Here is a 16,602-nt window from a genome sequence, read left to right as displayed (position 1 = left end):
CTCCTGACGTCATCACTTCGCGCCTGCGGCGGCGAGCAGGGATTCGAGATCGGCGAGCCGGACAAAGGGACGCGGGTGCGAGCCGAACGGATCGCTCAGCACCTCCGTGGTGACCTCTTCCGGCGGTGGATCGCCGAGGGACGACACGACCAGCCACGCACCGGTGAAATCCTCCAGCCCGGTGTAGGCGCTGGTCGTGACCGCGCATCCGAGGCCCGCGCCCAGTGCCGAGAGCAGTCCGTTGCGGCTGTCCTCGATCACGACGGCGTCCGCCGGGTCCAGTCCGAGCTGGTCCACCGCGTACTCGTAGATGTCCGGCGCCGGCTTCTTGCGCGGGACGATGTCGCCGGCGAACACACTGAAGCGCGCGGCGAGTTCGGGGCCCATGGCGAGTTCCAGCACGCTGCGTACGGATGGCTCCGCCGAGGTGGAGGCCACGGCCAGCGTCCAGCCGGCGGCGGCGGCCTCGGCGCCGATCCGCCGTACACCGGGCCGGGCCGGAATGTCACCACTGGCGATGATCCCGGTGTAGATCTCGGTCTTGCGCCGGTGCCACCGGGCGACCTGCTCGTCGAGCGCCTCGGGATCGCTGGGCAGGCCGGTCGCGGCGATGAAGCCGGGAGTGAGGAGTGTCTTCATGCGCTCCTTGCCGCCGCCGACCTTCACTTTCTCGGCGTAGTCGCTGTCACTCCACCGCACGGGCAGGCCGAACTCCTGAAACGTCTGGTTGAACGCGGGCAAATGCCCGTAGCGCTCGGTGTCGGCGAGGACACCGTCGCAGTCGAAGACAAGGGCGGGCACGGTGTCACCGGGCCCGGCCGGCGCTGCCGAAAAGCGTCATGAGCGAGCCGGTCATTCCGATGACATCCTGGCGGACGGACCGGAACAGGGACGGCGGGTCCCATTTCTGCTTTTCCGCCGTTGATTCGAGGAAGGCCAGACTCGACTTCATGAACTTCTCCTTGAGCGCGGTCGAGATATTGACCTTCGCGCACCCACGGGAGATGAGGTCGCGGAACTGTTCGTCGGAAAGTCCGCTGCCGCCGTGGAGCGCGATCGGCAGTGGATGGGCCGCCACGATGTCGGAGACCCGCTGGAAATCGAGTACTGGTTCGTGCTTGTAGCTGCCGTGAGCGTTTCCGATGGCGGGCGCGAAGACATCGACATGTGTCGTTCTGAGGAACTCCAGAGTCACCTCCAGATCCTGCTGGCGAGCCACGCTGTCGGTGCCGATGTCGTCCTCGACACCCGTGATGGACTCGATCTCGCCCTCCACATGAGCGCCGTGCCGGCGGGCCTCGGCGACGACCTCGACCGTCTGCCGCATGTTCTCCTCCACCGGCAGATGAGAGGCGTCGAACAGGACGGAATTCCAGCCCCGCCGCAGGCACTCGGTGATGACCTCGCGCTCCGGACAGTGGTCCAGATGCAGCGTGACAGGCACCTCGATACCGGCTGTCATCGACGTCCACATGGCGAAGAGCACATCACTGCCGATTGATTTGACCGTTTTGACGGACGTCTGCACGATCAGTGGTGAGGAATTCTCCACGGCGGCCGCGAGGACCGCTTCCAAGGTGAGGTCATTGAACACATTGATGGCCGGCACGCCGTAACGCTCTTTGAAGGCGTCGGACAAGATGTCGGTCAGCGGCACGACGGACACGTGTACTCCTGGGATCGGGCTCACCCAATGGGGACCGGGCCCTCCTGACCGAGACCGGTCTCTCCTGATCCATTCGACGCCCGCCGGGGCGGCGCCGCCACTCAGCCGGGTTTTCACCGCCGCTCCGGGATACCTTCCGCGGGCACCGGAACATCGACCGGCGCCGCGTTCCTTTGCGGGACATGCCTGTGCCGGCAGACGGCGTCATCAAGGCGGCCACGGACGGGCGCGCTCGTCAGGCGCGGCCGCTCCGGTGCTTTCGCCGGCTCAGACGGCTTCTGCGGTGACGGAAGGTGACCAGCAGAAACGCGGTCGCGAGGACCGCGACCGCCTCGGCGACGACGACGAGTACCTTCTCACCGAACCAGACCGGCTCGTACATGTCCGGGATCGGGCCCAGCCGGCCGACGTCGACATAACGGTAGATCAGCAGAAGCGCCAGCCCGCCCGTGGCGACGAGCCAGGCGAAGGCGTCGGACGGGACGCGGCGCCAGACCAGCACGAGGAGGGCAGCGAGCGCGGCCAGGCCGGCCTCGATACGGAAGAGGTCGCCCTGGCTGATGTTCGCGGACACCTCGTCGTACCGGTCGGCCAGATGAGCGTGCAGATACGCGTCCGCCGCGAGTCCGGCCGCGGCCAGCAGCCTTGCCGCGCCCCGCAGGAGACGCATGGGCCGCGGGGGACGAGAGGACGCGGCGGAGGTGTCTGATGACATCGCTTCTCCTGTTGCACCACGGGCCGAAGGGTCAGCGGACGATGAGGGTGTCTCCGAGCCGTCGGACCCTGCTCGTGCCGCAGGTCAGTACCCGCCGCCGCTGTTCTGCTGAGGGGTGGTGTTCTTCTTGCCCGCGGTGTCGAGGACGTACCACTTGGCGCCGAAGGAGAGATCGCCCTGGCCGTTCGCGACGCCCGCCTTCTTGTCGCCCTTGAACGTGTACAAGGGGTGGCCGTTGTAGGTGACTTGCCTGCTGCCGTCGCTGCGGCTGACGCTGCCCAGCAGGGTCTGTTTGACACCGCCGCCGCCCGCCCTCGGCGCTCTGGTGACGATCAGCGGCGGCCAGGTCCGCGCGCACTCTCCCGAACAGGTGGATTTCTTTGTCTTGTCCGCCTCGTAGAGATAGAGCGCATGGCCCTTGCCGTTGACGAGGATCTTCCCGAGCGACCCGGAATGGACGGACACCGTCCGCGCGCTCTCGGCGGAAGACGACGCGGTCACCGAAGTCACCGAGGCCACCGGAGTCGGTGACTTCGAGGCCGACGATCCGCCACCGCCGTTGTCGGAACATCCGGCGACGGCCGCGGCGCACAGAACGGCCGCGGCGGCCGCTGTCCTGGTGCCGATCCTCATCGGGACTCCTCATCTCCGGCCGCCCCAACGGCAGCACACCAACCGCCGATCGCGCCCGCACCACCCACTACACGGCACCGCCCGGCACCGGGCCACCCGGCAGAGCCGTCCGATGTACGGGGACGCCCGGCCGTACTCGGCGGCCCCGGTGCGCCGTTCACCATCGGGCAGTTCGACAGCAGCTTTGGGCAACGGCTGATCACGGCGGCCGCGATCGTCTACCTTTTGCTGACGATGTACGTCCACAGACTCAACTCCGCCCGCCTCGCCGTCGCGGCAGGTCCCCACGTCATACTCGCGCGCCCGCCGGGGCCGGGCGCCCGGGGCCGGATCGCGGTTTTTCCACGGACACCGGCCCGACCCCATCCCGTGCCCGGCACGCAGTAAGGAGCTTGACGCGGTGGACACAGCAGATCTGAGGACGGCGCACGGCTCGGCCTCACCGCGCGGCGGCAGCCAGCGCAGGCGGCCGCCGCGGCGCCGGATCGGACGCTTGCTCGGTCTGTCGGCCGCCGCACTGGTGCTCGGCACGGCCGGCGCCGGCGGCTGGTTCTACACCCGGCTGAGCGGGAACATCCACGGCGCCGGTGTGGACGGCGAGCTCGGCGACAACCGGCCCAGGGCCACCCAGGGCGGCGAGAACATCCTGGTCATCGGCTCGGACAGCCGCAAAGGGCTGGACGGTTCCTATGGCAAGGACCTGACCACCATGCAGTCGGACACCCTGATGCTGGTGCATGTCGGCGGCAGCGGGAAGTGGGCCACGGTGGTGTCGTTCCCCCGTGACTCCTGGGTGCGGATCCCCGCCTGCGCCCAGGGCAACGGCAACTCCTCCGTACCGCATCACTTCAAGATCAACGAGGCGTTCGCGATCGGTGGTTCCACCGGTGACACCGCCAAGGCCGCCGCCTGCGCGATCAAGACCGTCGAGCAGAACACCCAGGTCCGCGTCGACCACTTCATGATCATGAATTTCCGTGGATTCACCGGCATGGTCAACGCGCTCGGCGGCGTCGAGGTCTGTCCCAAGCAGGCCATACACGACGAGAAGGCGCACCTGGACCTCAAGGCGGGATGCCAGAACGTGAAGGACGACCAAGCACTCGGCTACGTACGCGCCCGCTACAGCCTCGGCGACGGCACGGACATCGGACGCATCGGCCGTCAGCAGGAGTTCATGGAGGCCCTCGCCACCAAGGCCAAGGCCAAGCTGTACAGCCCCAAGGCCCTGTACGGATTCATGAACTCGGCGACCAAGTCACTGACCACCGATCCCGATCTGGCCGGGCTCAAGCCCCTGTACGAACTGGCGTCCAGCATCAAAGGCATGCCCACCGACCGCATCACCTTCCTGACCGTCCCCAACTATCCGCGAGAACGCGACGTCCCCAGCGACAAGGCCAATGTCGTCTGGAACCCGTCCGCCTCCCAGACGCTGTTCACCGCACTCAGCCACGACCGGGAGATCACCGAGGACCGGCTCAAGAAGGCGGCCGACCGGCTGCCTCCGGCGGCGAACACCGTCCGGGTCACCGTCCTCAACGGCACCGGTGTGCCCGGCAAGGCCCGCGAGACCGCCGCCAGGCTGAGCGCGCTCGGCTTCGTGATCGCGGCCACCGGCAACGCACCGGGACCGGCCGGGCGGACCACCCTCACCTATCCCGAGGGTCTGGCGGCCCAGGCCGGTGCGCTCGCCGAGAGGTTTCCCGGTCTGGAGCCGGCCCGCTCCGCCGAGGCGGCTCCCGGCACGGTGACCCTCACCATCGGTCCCGACCTGCCGGCGCCCACCGGCTGAAGCCGGGCGCCGCCGAGCCGTCCACCGGCCGCACCCGGTCTACACATGGAAGGGCACGGTCGTCACCACGATCTTCGGCAGCGGACGGAGCGCGCGCCGCAGCCGCCCGGCCAGACAACTGTGCAGAATCCGGTGCCACCAGTGGCGCACCACGATCTCGGGAAGGATGACCGTGATGGTCAGATCCGGACGCTGATGGTGCAGCGACTCGATATAGCTGATCAGCGGCGCCACGATGGCACGATAAGGGGAAATGATGATCCTGAGCGGGAGATGGCCGCCCCACAGCAGCCAGCTCTCCCGGAAACGCTCGGCGTCCTCCTCACTGGGACTGACATGCAGGGCGAGGACGGGCTGCTGGAGAGAGGCGGCGTAGGCCAGCGCCCGCATGCTGGCCTGATGCAGCACATCGACAGCCACGACGGACAGATGGCGGATCTCCTCCGGTGTGTTCTCGGCCTCCGCGTCCTGTTTCTCGCGGAGCGGGACCACGGCGGAAGGCAGCGCCGACGGATCGTCGTCGGGCCGTGGCGACATCGTGCGGCCGGGAATCTCGATGGACTGGGGATGCAGGCGCAGCGCCTCGCGCACCGCGTCGTAGTGCCGGCGAATCCGTGTCGTCACCAGAAGGAACACACCGACAGTGAGAATCGCCAGCCACGCTCCCTGGGTGAACTTGGTGATTCCCGCCGTGACGAACACGGCCGCCGAGAGCAGGGCGCCGACCGCGTTGAAGCACAGGCTCTTGCGCCAGTGCCGGTCGCGCCCACGCCACCAGTGGACCACCATTCCGCTCTGGGACAGTGTGAAGGCGAGAAACACACCGACGGCGTACAGCGGAATCAGCGCCGCGGTCCTGCCGTCGAAGATGGCGTAAACCAACGCCGCCGCCACCGAGAGCAGGATGATTCCGTTGCTGAACGCCAGCCGGTCGCCGAGACGCAGAAAGATCCGTGGAGCGTGGTCGTCGCGCGCCAGCAGGAACAGCACGCGCGGGAAGTCGTTGTACGCCGTATTGGCCGCGAGCAGGAGCACCAGCGCGGTCGCCGCCTGGATGAACACATACATCGCGCCGGAGCCGAAGTTGCGGCGGGCGAGCTGCGACAGCACCGTTTCGCCGGGCGCGGGCACGACACCTGAGAAATGGACGACGGCGATCGTGCCGGCGAACATCACGACGAGCAGCCCGATCATCCAGGTCAGTGTGGTGCGCGCGTTGCGCCACGCCACGGGCTGAAACGCGGGAACCGCGTTCGAGATCGCCTCGATACCGGTCATCGCCGTCGCCCCGGAGGCGAAGGCCCGCATCACCAGCAGCACGCCGACGCCCTCGACCGCGTGCAGCGGAGGCGGCGGGACAGGGTCGAAGCCGCGGTCCGAGGCGTCGTACAGCCCGACGACCACCAGCGACAGGACGGCGATGATGAAGGCGTAGGTGGGCGCGGCGAACAACGCGCCGGCCTGCCGGACTCCGCGCAGATTGCCCGCCAGCAGAAACGCGATGACCAGCAGACCGATCGGGACGACATCGTCGGCGAGCCGGGGGAGCGCCGAGGTGACCGCCGCCATCCCGGACGAGACGGAGACGGCCACCGTGAGGATGTAGTCGGTCATCAGACCGGCCGCCGCCATCAGCCCCGGCACGCGCCCCAGATTGTCGGTGGCGACGATGTAAGAACCGCCGCCGTGCGGATACGCGCGGATCGTCTGACGGTACGAGACTCCGACGGCGAGCATCAGAAAGACGATCGCCAGCGCGACCGGCACCGAATAGGCCAGCCCCGCGGCGCCGCCGAGGACCAGAATCACCAGCAGCGCCTCGGGGCCGTAGGCCACGGACGACAGCGCGTCCGCCGAGAGCACCGGCAGCGCCACGAGCTTGCGCATGCGTTCGCGTGCCACCGCCGTGCTCTCCAGCGGCGCCCCGAGGAGCACACGACGGACCCGGAGGGCGATACGGCCGGGCAGGGCCATGTCCTCCCAGGTGGACTCGTAACCGTGCTTCTCCGCTCCACCCGCCTCCGGCGTGTGCGGCTGCGCGCCGAGCGTGGTGACGCTTACGAAACGGCCGAAGCGGGCCGGGACGACCTGCGCGGGTTCTGGATAGCTGCCGGCCTCCGGATCCACCGGCAGCGCGTGGTGCCAGGTCTCGGGAGGTGCGGACACCCGCTTCCACTCGCGTCCCACCATCCGCAACAGCATCGACTGTTCCGCGTCGAGCTTGGGCACGACGACCGGGGCGCCGGCGGTCTCACCTGAGCTCTGACCGTCCCGCGCGTCTTCTCCGTGGCTGTCCGTCACACCCGTGAGTCTCTTCGGCGAACCGTCTCGCACGTCCGACCTGCCGCGCACGACACACGCGTGGAGGCGTCGACAACCCTTTCGGGCGTACGAGGCGGGCGGGCCGGAGGCCCGGCGGTTTCCCGGGAGGCCGCGTTCGGTCCGGAATCGTGGCGTTCAGGAGGTGCCGTTCTCCTCCCACAGCGCGGTGGGCGCCTCACGGCGGATCACCGGGGCGATCTCCTCGGCGAAGCGCTGGAGTTGTTCGCGCTGCTCGGGCAGGCTCAGTCCGAAGCCGTCGACGGTGACGGACTGCAGATCATGCCGGTAGACCTCGTGGTAGCCGAGGATCTTGTCGATGATCCGCTGCGGACTGCCGATGAGCTGCGGCCCGCTCTCGACCGCCTCCTCGATCGTGCGGAAGGGCGTGTTGTAGCCGGCCTTTCCCACCAGATGCGGTTTGAACGACTGGCGCACCCGGGCCTCGTACTGCTCCCTGAAACCGGAGACGGCCGCCTCTGTCGTGTCCGCGATATAGAGACCGCCCGAGCCCGCGGCCACATGGGCGCGCGCCGGATCGTGTCCGTACTCCTCGAACTTCTCGCGGTAGTGCCGCACCAGCCTGGCGTACGCCTCCCGTGGCTGGATGGCGTTGGCGGTGAAGAGCGGGTCGCCGTGCCTGGCGGCCAGTTCGGTGGAGTTGAGGCTCGTGGCCGAGCCGTGCCACACCCGCGGCGGACCGTCGTACGGGCGTGGCACCGTGGTGACGTTCTTCAGCGGCGGGCGGAACCGGCCCTCCCAGTCCAGGTGTTCCTCCCGCCAGAGTCTGCGCAGCAGTTCGTACTTCTCCGCCTGGTACTCCCACTGCCGTTCCTCGTCGAGACCGAAGAGGTCGAAGTGTCCGGCCTCCGCGCCCTTGCCTATGACGAGTTCGATACGACCGCGGGAGAGCTGGTCCAGCGTCGCGTAGTCCTCGGCGACGCGTACCGGATCGAGGATCGCCACCACGGTCACACCGGTCAGCAGCCGGATGCGGGAGGTACGGGAGGCGAGCGCGCCGAGGATCACCGTCGGACTGGAGGAGAGGAACGGTCCCGCGTGCCGCTCGCCGACGGCGTATGCGGCAAAGCCGAGCCGCTCGGCCTCCACACCCAGCTCGACGACTTCGTCCAGCCGGTCGGCGGCCGAGGCGAGTTCCCCGGTGAGCGGGTGCGGGGAGTGTCCGATGATCGTGAGAACGGAGAACTTCACGGAGGCTCCTTGACGGGGAGGCGGCGGGATGCGGGCGGAGCCGTTTCAGAGGACCTTCGACAGGAACGCCCTGGTGCGCTCGTGCCGCGGACGGTCGAGCACCTCCGCCGGCGGACCCTGCTCGACGATCACACCGTCGTCCATGAAGACGACGGTGTCGGCGACCTCACGGGCGAAGCCGATCTCATGGGTGACGACGATCATGGTGGTGCCGGCACGGGCCAGATCCTTGATGACGTCCAGGACCTCGCCGACCAGTTCGGGATCGAGCGCCGAGGTGGGCTCGTCGAAGAGCAGTACCTTCGGCTCCGGCGCGAGGGCGCGGGCGATGGCCACGCGCTGCTGCTGGCCGCCGGAGAGCTGCCGCGGATACGCGTCGGCCTTGTCGGCGAGGCCCACTCGCTCCAGCAGCCGCCCGGCCTGTTCGACAGCGGCTCCACGAGGCGTGCGCAGCGCCTGGACGGGAGCCTCGATGATGTTCTCCAGCACGGTGAGATGCGGGAAGAGGTGGAAGTTCTGGAAGACGAAGCCGATGCGCAGACGCTGCTTGAGTACCTCCCGCTCCTTCAGCTCGTGCAGCTTGGAGCCGGACCGGCGGTAACCGATCAGCTCGCCGTCGATGCTGACGTATCCCTGGTTCAGTTTTTCGAGGTGATTGATGCTGCGCAGCAGTGTCGACTTGCCGGAGCCGGAGGGACCGAGCACGACGGTCACTCCTCCGGCGCGGACCTGGAGATCGACGCCGCGCAGCACGTCGAGCGCGCCGAAACTCTTGTGGACGCCACGCACGTCGATCATGGGATCGGCGCCGGTTGTCGTTGGCATCGGTACTCCTGCCGGCTAGTTCTTCTCTGGCGGACTGATCTGGGATTCCTCGATCGCGGAATCCCCGGTGCCCCACTTGTCGAGGATCCGGTCGTAGGTGCCGTCGCTGATCAGTTCATTGACAGCGGCCTGGAACGCCTTGAGCAGAGGCGAGCCCTTCTTGAAGGCGAAGCCGACATCGAGGCGGTGGAACTCGCCGAGGAACCTGACGCCTGCCGCGGGCTGCGCCGCCTGGTGGCGGAGGCCGTTGATGGTCGACATGACCACGTCGATACGGCCCTGCTGGAGGCTGGTGAGCAGAGAGCCGTTCTCCGAATAGACCTTGACGGTGTACGGCTTCTCGCCGGCGTCCGCGCAGACACTCTTCCGCGCGTTGAGGGTCGCCTCGAATGTGGTGCCCGCGCTCACTCCGACGGTCTTGCCGCACAACTGGCCGAGGCTGGTCACCTTGTCCAGGCTCCGGTCGTCCTTGGCGACCGCGAAACCCTGGCCGTCATTGATGTAGGTGACGAAGTCGATGGTCTTGCGCCGCTCGTCGGTGACGCCGAAGTTGCCTGTACCCAGGTCGTACTTGCCACTGCCGAGTGCCGGGAGGATGGTCTCGAACCCGGCCTCCTCCCGCTCCAGCCGCAGCCCCAGGAGCTTGCCGGCCGCATCGGCGATATCGATGTCCAGCCCGACCGGCCGCCTGCTCGACGCGTTCGGCAGATAGGCGCTGGGCGGTGCTCCGACGGAGCTGGCGATCCGCAGACTGCCGCGCCGGCGGACGTCTTCCGGCAACAGCTCGGCCAGAGCGGCGTTCTTCCCGAGCGACGCGGTGACATCGTCCGAAGGCGCTGGTGCGGCGGGACCGCTCGCGACCTGCCCGGAAGCCGCGTCCGTCCCGCAGGCCGCCAGGACGGGCAGCAGCAGGACGGCCGCGAGCGCGGCGGCCATCTGCCGGACGCGGCCCGGGACGCGGTGACGTTCCGGGGTCGAGGTGAGCACGGGGCCATACCTTTCCGTCGGTGGAGAGAGCGAAGGAACACCAGCGGGCATGACGGGCCTTTCGTGCGGCGGGAACGGCGGGAACGGCGAGAACGGCGGGAACGGCGGGAACGGCGAGAACGGCGAGAACGGCGGGAAAGACATGCCGATGTCCAGAAGGCGAAAGAGCCGAGAAAGAGGAGGCCGAGTGCCGGCGGAAGGCATGCCGAAGGAACTCTGGACAGAGCGCGGACACGGCGAAAACGAGGACGGACCGGGGCAGACGTGATGACGGAGAAGCGTCAGGATCGGAGAGAAAGCGGCAGCGTGCGCCCGGTGAGAGCGGTGAAAACGGCCCGCGACGGGGTCACCGAGGGAGGGAAGGGCCGGTCAGGCGGCCCGCTGCCGGGTCAGACGCAACAGGAGGCGGACCACACTCGACCGAAGTCGATGTGACCGCGTGTGACCAACGGTAGCTGCTTCTGCATACAGCCAATTGAGCACGGGTCTTCCGGCGAAGTCAACAGCCGTTCGCACTGTGGCCATTGCGTCCTGGTCGCTCCACCGGGACGGCAGGAGAGCGCTTCTTGACAGGCGTTCGGTTCCCGCACCTACGATGAGGGAGCGTGCGACTCCGGTGTGAACACCGCGTCGCACCTGCCGTGTTGAGGGACGCGGTACGCGTGATGACACGTCCTGTCCGGGCGGCGCACCGAGAGGTGCGGCGCCTGCCACCGTCGGTGTCCGCCGCCGTCCACAACTCCCGTGGAGCCCTCATGACCGTGTCGCCCGATCTCCTGCCCGCTTCAGAGCCGGGATCCCCGAAACGGGCCACGTCCCCGCCGGAGACCGATGAGCTCACCCGCATCGTGCCCCGCCGCCATCTCGGCCGATGGCTGTCGGCCGCCGTGGCCCTGCTCGTCCTCGCGATGGTCGTCAATTCCGTCATACGCAACGAGCGGTTCCAGTGGAGTGTGGTCGGCGAGTACTTCACCACACCCGCCGTGCTGGACGGACTGCTGCTCACCCTCTGGCTGACGGCGGCCGTGATGGCGCTCGGCTTCCTCATCGGCACCCTCTTCGCCGTGATGCGGCTGTCCGCGAACCCCGTACTGCGCACGATCAGCTGGGGTTACGTATGGATCTTCCGGTCCACTCCGCTGCTGGTCCAGCTCCTGTTCTGGTTCAATATCGGCGCTCTCTATCCCACACTGGGCATCGGCATCCCGTTCGGGCCCGAATTCCTCACCTTCAAGACCGTCAATCTCTTCGGAGCCGGTCTCACCGCTCTGGTCGGCCTCACACTGCACGAAGCGGCGTACGCGGCGGAGGTGGTACGCGGTGGCATCCTCTCCGTCGACGCCGGCCAGACGGAGGCGGCGGCCTCGCTCGGGCTGAGCCGCCGGCGTGTACTGCGCCGCATCATCGTGCCGCAGGCGATGCGCTCCATCGTGCCGACCGCGGGCAACATGCTCATCGGCACGCTCAAGGGGACCAGTATCGTCAGCGTCCTCGCGGTGCAGGACCTGCTGTTCTCGGTACAGCTCGTCTACAACCGTACGTACCAGGTCATCCCGCTGCTGATGGTGGCGACCATCTGGTACATCATCGTCACCACGGTCCTGTCCGCCGGACAGTTCTATGTCGAGCGGTACTACGCCCGTGGCGCGGCGCGCGAGCTTCCGCCCACTCCGCTGGGACGCCTGCGCCGGCAGGCGGCGGCGCTGAGCGTACGGCTGCGTACCGCGACCGCCGCCGACGCGGCCCCGCGCTGAGACCAGCCGGACCGGCGCTGTTGCCGCCTCCGGAACTCGGCGCGCCCAGATGCCGCATATCGGCAAGAATCTTCGAGGCGAGCCGTCCGGGCTCCGGTGTGAAGAAGGTGACGTGGGGCAGGCGGAGAACGCCGCGGCGATACGAGAGAGGACGTGGATCACATGCGAGTGGCATTTCTCGTGGCTCCCGAGGGTGTGGAGCAGGTCGAGCTGACCGAACCTTGGCAGGCGGTGGGTGACGCGGGCGGCGAACGCGCGCTGATCTCCACGGAACGCCGTCAGGTACAGGCGTTCAACCATCTCGACAAGGGCGACACCTTCTCCGTGGACCGCACCGTGGGCGCGAGCACCGTCGGTGAGTACGACGCGCTGGTCCTGCCCGGTGGGGTCGCCAACCCGGACTTCCTGCGGACGGACCCGCCACCGACGCCGTCCGGCGGTGCCCGCACATCCGGGGCGCCGCCGACGGTGTCGGCGGCGGTCAGGGACGGACGGTCAGTGTGAAGGAGTGGCCGGCCGGGTCCGAGTAGACACGTACATCACGGGGACCGCCGTTGTCCTTGGTCTCCAGCGGCCTTGCCCCGAGGCTGATCGCCTCGCGCTCCGCCTCGTCGATGTCCTCCCGCGCCACCAGGATCCGCAGATGCGCCTGCTGGGAGCTCTCCGGGCGGGGCCAGCTCGCGGGCGCGTGGCCGTGATCCCTGCGGATCGCCAGATGGACTCCGCTGTGGCCGACGATTTCCACGAAGTCGGGATCCTTGCCGATCCGGGACTCGGCATTGAGAAACGTCGTATAGAACTCCGCGAGCTCCACGGGTTCCGCGGAGTCAAGGACGAGAACGCTGGTCTTCGCGACGGTCATGTCGCTCCGTCTACCCCCTGCTCCGGCCCACACACGGCGCGTCACGTGGTTGCCCTCGCGGCGAGCGGGTACTCGCCCCGCCGCGATGACCGACAGCCCAGGTCATGAGGGAAGGAGAGCCGTGAGTGATCGGCGGATGGAAGGTCCCGGCGAGCATGGCGCCGCCATACCGAGGGACATGCCCGACCAGCAGAGCCGGCCCGGCCCTGATCCCCTGGACATCACGCCGGTCCGGCCGGACGAGTCGGACGAGGACGACCGGAGCCTTCCCGACGCGGACGAGTCCGGAGCGGGCCGGCGGGGCAGCCCGAACTCCGGCGGCGTGCACCCGGAGCAGCCCGTACCGGACGAACCGTCCGGTTGACCGCTCCAGTCGCACACTCGGGGCGCCGGGGAGAGCCTGGAAGTGATCAGGCGCGGGAAATGCCTGGAAGTGATCACGTGATCGCCGGGACCCTCGCGCCCGACAAGAGAGGAAAGATCTACGTGAACAGTGCGGACCATCCCGAGGCCCAGGTCGTGGTGGCGATCAGCGGACAGGCGAAGGAGGACGCGCACGCGGTGTTCGGCGTGCTCAGGACGGCGTTCGGCTGTGACCGGGCGGCCGACGACGTGCCACAGGACGTGCCGGGGAAACGCCCGACCGTGTGGACCGCGACGTTCGATGTGTTCGACGTACGCACCGAGCCGGGGCCCGTGCGACTGACGGAGCCGGTCACGGCCACTCTCCAGGGCGGCTACACGGCGGTGGACAGCCTGCGGAAGGCCCTGGCCTCCGCCTTCGCCGTGCGCGTTGTCGGTACGGCCTCCGGAGACCAGGAGGAGGAAGTCCAGCTACGGCTGGAAAGCCGGTAGCCGCGGAGGATCAGCCAGGAGGCGCGCGGAGGCCGGAGTGCGCGGCTCGGTGTTCACCCGATTCGCCGGTGGAACACGGTGGTTCTCCGGTCCGTGGTGACGACGGCGAAGTAGCCGGCCGTGTGCCTACGCGCCCGTGTTGCGGTCGCCGTCCGGCGGGGGCACGCTGTTGGAGACCCAGAAGTGTCGTCAGCTCACGCTTCGTGCTCGGGGGTCGTTGGCACAACGTGGTGAAGCATGTGGGCCTCTCTGTGAGGAGCCTGGACCATGACAGTTCCACTCGACCAGCACTACGTGGTGGAATTGCACGCCTCTCCGGAGCGCGTTCCGCAGATCCGGCGTATCGTCGCCGCGCACCTTCGGCACTGGAAGCTCGAACTGCAAGTCGAGCCCGTCTGCAGGGGCATCGACGAACTCCTGACCAATGTCGTCCGTCATGTCGGCGACGACAACAGATGTGTGGTCGAAATCCGCTGGGCCGGCCGTCGTCTCACCGCCTCGGTGGAGGACAACGGCCCGCGTATGCCCCGGCTGCTGACAACGGGCGGCGGGGGGCTCGTGCGCGTCGGGGCGCTGAGCGACAGTTGGGGGACCTGCGCCACCGCCGACGGCAAAGTCATCTGGTTCACCAGGAGTGTGCTGGCTCCTCAGAACATCCCGCGGCAGCCCTGGATCCCTCTCACCGGGACCGACGCGGCGCAGAACCAGCCCGCGCCCATGCCCGTCCCGGCACTTGTGTGACGCCGAAGCGCCGCACACCGGCGGGGCTTTCGCTTCTGCCAGGTGTGCGGCGCACACGACGGCCGCGGGTCCCTCAGCCGATCCCGGCGTCGTCGATGCCGTCGATGTCGGTGGGGTCGGGAATGAGATGCACCGCGGCCTCCTCGGCCGACGCGGCGGCGCCGTCGATACCGACATCGCTGGCGATCATGTCCTTCTCGCGGTCCTCGTGGGCGCCCTCGTCCGGAGCGACCAGCCGGCCGGACCGATAGTCGCCGACCTCGTCGTCCCGGGTCTCACCGTCTCCGTACAGCAGATCACCGATGCCGTCCCCTTCGGGCACATCCGTGTCGGGGACCTCCTCCGCGAGCCGCTCGTCCAGCGACTCGCCCTCACGCTGCTCGGCGGCGGTCGTCCCGGTGTGCTCGACACCCAGTGGGCGCTCCGGCGGGGACCAGCCCTCGTCGAACGGGTCCGCGCCCCGGTCGATGAGTGTGTCCTCGGGATCGAGAATGCCCTCGTCCTCGATGACGTCCTCGTCGTCCGGCTGGTAGACCTCGTCACCCATCGTTTCGCCGCTGTCGCCGCTCACGTCGTTCTCCTGCCTTCGCCTGTCTCCCGCGAACGCTCAGGCGGCCGGGTGAGGGATGACCTTCGTCCGGCCGTCGTCGCGGGCGTCGAAGTGCCGGTACCCGTCCGGGGCCTCGGCAAGCGACAGTTCACGGGAGACGATCCGCGTCGTCGTACTGCCGGGAGGCGGCTTGTCCGTTTCCACCACCCTCCCACCAATCACAGCCGTGTCAAACCGCAGGTGAAGCGTGGTGCCATACGGTGCGCACGCCGCAGCCGGGCGCCTCCGGTGTTTGTCACCGCCGTCGGCGGGCACGGGACCAGTCCATCCGTACGACCCGATATGTCACCCTCCGGAGTCGAACGTGAGCCGAGAACGCGTTGTCATCGTCGGGGCCGGATTCGCCGGCTTCGAGGCCGCCCGGACGCTCTCCCGCCGGGTACGGGACGAGGCCGAAATCGTCCTGCTGAACCCGACCGACTACTTCCTCTACGTCCCGCTGCTGCCCCAGGTGGCGGCCGGAATCCTGGAGCCCCGCCGGGTGACGGTCTCGCTCACCGGCGCGCTGCCACGGGTACGGCTCGTGCTGGGCGAGGCCGGTCATGTCGACCTGGACGCGCGGCGCGTCGGCTACACCGGGCCGGAGGGCGAGCGGGGTGAGCTGGCGTACGACCGGCTCGTCCTCGCCGTGGGCAGTGTCAACAAGCTGCTGCCGGTCCCGGGCGTCGCCGAGTACGCGCACGGCTTTCGCGGGCTGCCTGAAGCGCTCTATCTGCGCGACCATGTGATCCGCCAGACCGAGCTCGCCGCCACCGCCGCCGACCGCCGGGAGTGTGCCGCACGCTGCACGTTCGTCGTGGTCGGCGCCGGTTACACCGGGACCGAAGTCGCCGCTCAGGGTAAACTTCTGACTGACGCGCTGGTCCGTGGACAACTGGTCTGGAAGCACGAACCCAAACCACGCTGGCTGCTTCTCGACATCGCTCCGCGCATCCTGCCCGAGCTGGACAGCAGGCTGTCGGAGACCGCGGACCGGGTGTTGCGCGGCCGTGGTGTGGACGTACGGACCGGCACCTCCGTCAAGGAGGCGGGCCCGACCGGGATCACACTGGACGACGGCGAGTTCATCGAGACACACACCCTCGTCTGGTGTGTGGGTGTACGGCCGGATCCACTGGTCTCCGAGCTCGGACTGCCCGTGGAGCGGGGCCGGCTGCTGGTCGACCCGCAGCTCAATGTGCCGGGCCACCCGGAGGTCTTCGCGTGTGGCGACGCGGCGGCCGTACCGGATCTCTCCAGGCCCGGGAAGTTCACTCCGATGACCGCCCAGCACGCCGGCCGGCAGGGCAAGGTGGCGGGCCGCAATGTGGCCGCCTCCCTCGGCCACGGAGAGCGGAGGGCCTACAAACACAATGACCTGGGATTCGTCGTCGACCTCGGGGGAGTCAAGGCGGCGGCCAACCCGCTCGGGGTGCCGCTGTCGGGACCGCTCGCGGCGGCCGTCACACGCGGCTACCACCTGGCGGCCATGCCGGGAAACCGGACGCGCGTCGCCGCGGACTGGCTTCTCGAAGCGATTCTGCCGCGGCAGGCCGTGCAGCTCGGTCTCGTCAGGTCCGGCGCGGTGCCGCTCGAATCGTCGTCGCCCGAGCTCGTGAGGTCTCCCGGCACAGCCAGTGAGGAGTGAC

At 68.6% G+C, this 16,602-nt stretch carries 17 protein-coding genes and 1 pseudogene; 7 read left to right on the top strand and 11 right to left on the bottom strand.

Annotated features, from left to right (window positions below; all coding sequences use genetic code 11):
- Positions 1-12 precede the first annotated feature (12 nt).
- The 4 genes from PV679_RS27450 to PV679_RS27435 all read right to left on the bottom strand — a co-directional run bounded on the left by PV679_RS27450 (position 13) and on the right by PV679_RS27435 (position 3,014).
- A complete protein-coding gene (locus PV679_RS27450; RefSeq protein ID WP_319683089.1) occupies positions 13-801 on the bottom strand; it encodes an HAD-IA family hydrolase in 789 nt (262 codons plus the stop codon).
- 4 nt (positions 802-805) lie between these two features.
- Positions 806-1,666: a class II fructose-bisphosphate aldolase gene (locus tag PV679_RS27445; RefSeq protein ID WP_319683088.1), complete on the bottom strand. Its 861-nt coding sequence runs from the start codon at positions 1,664-1,666 to the stop codon at positions 806-808.
- Positions 1,667-1,901: 235 nt separating this feature from the next.
- Positions 1,902-2,336 (bottom strand): hypothetical protein, encoded by a 435-nt coding sequence (locus PV679_RS27440; protein WP_319683087.1) that lies wholly within the window; start codon positions 2,334-2,336, stop codon positions 1,902-1,904.
- Positions 2,337-2,465: 129 nt separating this feature from the next.
- Positions 2,466-3,014, bottom strand: a complete 549-nt coding sequence (locus PV679_RS27435) for a hypothetical protein (RefSeq protein ID WP_319683086.1) — start codon at positions 3,012-3,014, stop codon at positions 2,466-2,468.
- A 400-nt stretch (positions 3,015-3,414) separates the two neighbouring features.
- On the opposite strand from PV679_RS27435, the gene PV679_RS27430 reads away from it, so the two are divergent.
- Positions 3,415-4,809 (top strand): LCP family protein, encoded by a 1,395-nt coding sequence (locus PV679_RS27430; protein ID WP_416069812.1) that lies wholly within the window; start codon positions 3,415-3,417, stop codon positions 4,807-4,809.
- Between the two features lie 39 nt (positions 4,810-4,848).
- Here the strand turns inward: PV679_RS27430 and PV679_RS27425 are convergent, their stop codons facing one another.
- The 4 genes from PV679_RS27425 to PV679_RS27410 form a co-directional block, all read right to left on the bottom strand.
- Complete coding sequence (locus PV679_RS27425) at positions 4,849-6,696, bottom strand: APC family permease (protein WP_416069816.1); 1,848 nt, start codon at positions 6,694-6,696, stop codon at positions 4,849-4,851.
- A gap of 570 nt (positions 6,697-7,266) precedes the next feature.
- Positions 7,267-8,340: an LLM class flavin-dependent oxidoreductase gene (locus PV679_RS27420; RefSeq protein WP_319683085.1), complete on the bottom strand. Its 1,074-nt coding sequence runs from the start codon at positions 8,338-8,340 to the stop codon at positions 7,267-7,269.
- Positions 8,341-8,385: 45 nt separating this feature from the next.
- Positions 8,386-9,165, bottom strand: a complete 780-nt coding sequence (locus PV679_RS27415; RefSeq protein WP_319683084.1) for an amino acid ABC transporter ATP-binding protein — start codon at positions 9,163-9,165, stop codon at positions 8,386-8,388.
- A gap of 15 nt (positions 9,166-9,180) precedes the next feature.
- Complete coding sequence (locus PV679_RS27410; RefSeq protein ID WP_319683131.1) at positions 9,181-10,101, bottom strand: ABC transporter substrate-binding protein; 921 nt, start codon at positions 10,099-10,101, stop codon at positions 9,181-9,183.
- 758 nt (positions 10,102-10,859) lie between these two features.
- Here PV679_RS27410 and PV679_RS27405 point away from each other — a divergent pair.
- Together PV679_RS27405 and PV679_RS27400 are read left to right on the top strand one after the other, a co-directional pair.
- On the top strand, positions 10,860-11,906 hold the full coding sequence (locus PV679_RS27405) for an amino acid ABC transporter permease (RefSeq protein WP_416069815.1): 1,047 nt from the start codon (positions 10,860-10,862) through the stop codon (positions 11,904-11,906).
- A gap of 162 nt (positions 11,907-12,068) precedes the next feature.
- Positions 12,069-12,323, top strand: a pseudogene (locus tag PV679_RS27400) (DJ-1/PfpI family protein); the annotation flags it as partial.
- A 64-nt stretch (positions 12,324-12,387) separates the two neighbouring features.
- Here the strand turns inward: PV679_RS27400 and PV679_RS27395 are convergent.
- A complete protein-coding gene (locus tag PV679_RS27395) occupies positions 12,388-12,768 on the bottom strand; it encodes a VOC family protein (protein WP_319683082.1) in 381 nt (126 codons plus the stop codon).
- Positions 12,769-12,889: 121 nt separating this feature from the next.
- Here PV679_RS27395 and PV679_RS27390 point away from each other — a divergent pair, with 121 nt between their 5' ends.
- The 3 genes from PV679_RS27390 (at position 12,890) to PV679_RS27380 (ending at position 14,364) form a co-directional block, all read left to right on the top strand.
- A complete protein-coding gene (locus PV679_RS27390) occupies positions 12,890-13,132 on the top strand; it encodes a hypothetical protein (RefSeq protein ID WP_319683081.1) in 243 nt (80 codons plus the stop codon).
- Positions 13,133-13,254: 122 nt separating this feature from the next.
- Positions 13,255-13,623: a hypothetical protein gene (locus tag PV679_RS27385; protein WP_319683130.1), complete on the top strand. Its 369-nt coding sequence runs from the start codon at positions 13,255-13,257 to the stop codon at positions 13,621-13,623.
- Between the two features lie 267 nt (positions 13,624-13,890).
- Positions 13,891-14,364 (top strand): ATP-binding protein, encoded by a 474-nt coding sequence (locus tag PV679_RS27380; RefSeq protein ID WP_319683080.1) that lies wholly within the window; start codon positions 13,891-13,893, stop codon positions 14,362-14,364.
- 73 nt (positions 14,365-14,437) lie between these two features.
- Here PV679_RS27380 and PV679_RS27375 read toward each other — a convergent pair whose 3' ends face one another.
- The gene (locus PV679_RS27375; protein ID WP_319683128.1) at positions 14,438-14,911 is read right to left on the bottom strand and encodes a DUF5709 domain-containing protein; all 474 of its coding nucleotides are present in this window, start codon (positions 14,909-14,911) and stop codon (positions 14,438-14,440) included.
- A gap of 60 nt (positions 14,912-14,971) precedes the next feature.
- Positions 14,972-15,118, bottom strand: a complete 147-nt coding sequence (locus tag PV679_RS27370) for a hypothetical protein (protein ID WP_319683141.1) — start codon at positions 15,116-15,118, stop codon at positions 14,972-14,974.
- A 160-nt stretch (positions 15,119-15,278) separates the two neighbouring features.
- Between PV679_RS27370 and PV679_RS27365 the strand changes: the two genes are divergently transcribed.
- Positions 15,279-16,601, top strand: coding sequence for an NAD(P)/FAD-dependent oxidoreductase (locus PV679_RS27365; protein ID WP_319683079.1), 1,323 nt, complete (start codon positions 15,279-15,281; stop codon positions 16,599-16,601).
- The last annotated feature ends 1 nt before the right edge of the window (position 16,602 follow it).

Origin of the sequence: Streptomyces sp. AK02-01A, from assembly GCF_033795305.1 — a bacterium.
Taxonomy (GTDB): Bacteria; Actinomycetota; Actinomycetes; order Streptomycetales; family Streptomycetaceae; genus Streptomyces.
This window is presented reverse-complemented; position numbering and strand designations above follow the sequence as displayed.

Coding starts and splice junctions, on each gene's coding strand:
- PV679_RS27440 (WP_319683087.1), bottom strand. CDS start 2,336: ATGCGTCTCCTGCGGGGCGCGGCAAGGCTGCTGGCCGCGGCCGGACTC.
- PV679_RS27435 (WP_319683086.1), bottom strand. CDS start 3,014: ATGAGGATCGGCACCAGGACAGCGGCCGCCGCGGCCGTTCTGTGCGCC.
- PV679_RS27425 (WP_416069816.1), bottom strand. CDS start 6,696: ATGCGCAAGCTCGTGGCGCTGCCGGTGCTCTCGGCGGACGCGCTGTCG.
- PV679_RS27415 (WP_319683084.1), bottom strand. CDS start 9,165: ATGCCAACGACAACCGGCGCCGATCCCATGATCGACGTGCGTGGCGTC.
- PV679_RS27410 (WP_319683131.1), bottom strand. CDS start 10,101: ATGGCCGCCGCGCTCGCGGCCGTCCTGCTGCTGCCCGTCCTGGCGGCC.
- PV679_RS27395 (WP_319683082.1), bottom strand. CDS start 12,768: ATGACCGTCGCGAAGACCAGCGTTCTCGTCCTTGACTCCGCGGAACCC.
- PV679_RS27380 (WP_319683080.1), top strand. CDS start 13,891: ATGACAGTTCCACTCGACCAGCACTACGTGGTGGAATTGCACGCCTCT.
- PV679_RS27375 (WP_319683128.1), bottom strand. CDS start 14,911: ATGGGTGACGAGGTCTACCAGCCGGACGACGAGGACGTCATCGAGGAC.